This is a genomic window from Nocardioides sp., from assembly GCF_035503875.1.
Classification (GTDB): domain Bacteria; phylum Actinomycetota; class Actinomycetes; order Propionibacteriales; family Nocardioidaceae; genus Nocardioides.
In genome coordinates this window covers 1-2,064 of sequence record NZ_DATJTA010000064.1, presented here as the reverse complement: position 1 = coordinate 2,064, position 2,064 = coordinate 1, and the positions used below count along the sequence as shown (strand labels likewise).

The 2,064-nt window shown below is 71.7% G+C and carries 3 protein-coding genes; 2 read left to right on the top strand and 1 reads right to left on the bottom strand.

Annotated elements, in window-relative coordinates; all coding sequences use genetic code 11:
- The coding region (locus tag VMF51_RS15250) for a hypothetical protein (RefSeq protein WP_325475306.1) at positions 1 to 454 on the top strand (454 nt) is incomplete at its 5' end.
- 32 nt (positions 455 to 486) lie between these two features.
- Here VMF51_RS15250 and VMF51_RS15245 read toward each other — a convergent pair.
- Complete coding sequence (locus VMF51_RS15245) at positions 487 to 939, bottom strand: gamma-glutamylcyclotransferase (RefSeq protein WP_325475305.1); 453 nt, start codon at positions 937 to 939, stop codon at positions 487 to 489.
- A gap of 75 nt (positions 940 to 1,014) precedes the next feature.
- Between VMF51_RS15245 and VMF51_RS15240 the strand changes: the two genes are divergently transcribed.
- A partial coding sequence (locus VMF51_RS15240; RefSeq protein ID WP_325475304.1) for an NAD(P)H-quinone dehydrogenase occupies positions 1,015 to 2,064 on the top strand: 1,050 nt, incomplete at its 3' end.

Genomic DNA, 2,064 nt, shown 5'->3' with positions numbered 1-2,064 from the left:
GCTGACGATCGTCAACCCCATCCGCGACACTCGGGTCGGCTGGCCGGCCGTGGTCGGGTTCGACCCGACCGAGCTGCTCCGCGTCCGCTGCCTGTGGACGGCCGAGGACGGCGCCGAGACCAACACGAAGGCGTTCTACGCGTGGGCGGCGCACTCCTCGCGCCGCCGGAAGCTGGCCGAGGAGATGCGGGCGCAGCGGCGGTCGCGCGGCGGCAGCGCCCGGGGGGTCCGCTTCGGCGGCTTCGGCGCCCCGCCGGTCGACGACGCGCCGCCGCCCGCGCCGCTCGGGCTCGACGTCGACATCGTCGTCGCGACCCTGACCGAGCGCGCCGAGCAGCTCAAAACCGACGCGGTCGACGTGCGGGCGCGTCCGCCAGTCTCCAGCTGGTCGTGGCCCGCCATCGCCGCCATCATCGCCCCCGTGCTCGCCCTGGTCCTCGCGATCCTCGTCTAGGGGCGACAGGGCGGGGGAGGAAGGCCGGAAGCCTAGCCCTTGGGCGGGTTGGACGGCCTGGCCTGGAGCCAGTCGATGTAGTCCAGCGGCGCGCCCGCCTTGACCGCCGCGTCCACCAGGATGGACAGCCGCTCGGCGGAGGGCAGGCCGCCCTCGTAGGCGTCGAGCACGTAGAGCCAGGCGAGGGTGTCCCCGTCAAGGGTCTGCACGCGGACCTTGATCTTGCTATAAAACCCGAGGTTAACGCCGTCCCAGACGTCGAGTTCCTTCTCGTCGACCTCAGGGACGTCGTAGAGCACGACGAACGTGCGCTGTTCGGCGTCCTCGACCACCGTGGTGAGGGCGCCGTCCCAGCCGAGCTCGTCGCCACCGAAAGTAAGGCGCCAGCCTTCCAGCCACCCGGTGCCCCGCTGCGGGGAATGCGGGCAGCGCAGGAGCATCTGCGCCGGATCCATGTTGCTGCCGTAGGCGGCGTAAAGGGCCACGCTGCCTAAGCGTACGACGTTATCGACGGGGGCGACGTACAACCTAGTGGGTAACGTCCGGGATAATTGCTTAACGTGACCCTGCCACGTCCACGTGTCGCCATCCTGGGCGGCGGGCCAGGCGGCTATGAAGCCGCACTCGTCGCCTCCCAGCTCGGGGCCGAGATCACCGTCATCGATGAAGACGGTCTCGGCGGCGCCTGCGTGCTCACCGACTGCGTACCGAGCAAGACGCTCATCGAATCGTCGTCGACGATGACCTCGCTCGGCCGCGCGGCCTCGCTCGGGCTGCAGCTGTCGGACGGCGGCAACCCGGTCCTCGGGGTGGACGCGCCCGCCCTCTACACCCGGATCAAGGCGCTGGCGGCGGACCAGTCGAACGACATCGCCGAGCACCTGGCGGCCGAGGGCATCCGGGTTATCCCGGCCAGGGGTCGTCTCGCGGGCCCGCACACGATCGACGCCGACGGCGAGACCGTGCAGGCGGACGCGGTGCTGATCGCGACCGGGGCGGCACCCCGGGCGCTGCCGGACGGCGCCGCCGACGGCGAGCGCATCCTCACCTGCCGCCAGATCTACGACCTGCCCGAGCTGCCCGAGGAACTGATCGTGGTCGGCTCCGGGGTGACCGGGGCCGAGTTCGCGAGCGCCTTCCAGGCGCTCGGCTCGCAGGTGACGCTGGTGTCGTCGCGAGAGCGGGTGCTGCCGCACGAGGACAAGGACGCGGCCGTCGTCATCGAGGGCGTGTTCCGTCGGCGCGGCATGAACGTGCTCGGCAAGTCGCGGGCCGAGTCGGTCCGCCGCAAGGGCGACGGCGTGGTGGTGACGCTCGCCGACGGTCGCGAGGTGGCCGGCTCGCACTGCCTGCTGACGGTGGGGATGGCGCCGTGCACGACCGGGATCGGCCTCGCCGAGGCGGGCGTTCACCTCGACTCGCGCGGCTTCATCGAGGTCGACCGGGTCTCCCGCACGTCCGTGCCCGGCGTCTACGCGGCGGGCGACTGCACCGGCGTGCTGATGCTGGCCTCGGTCGCGGCGATGCAGGGCCGGATCGCGATGTGGCACGCGCTCGGCGAGTCGGTCCACCCGATCAGGCTCAGCCACGTGGCGTCCACGATCTTCACC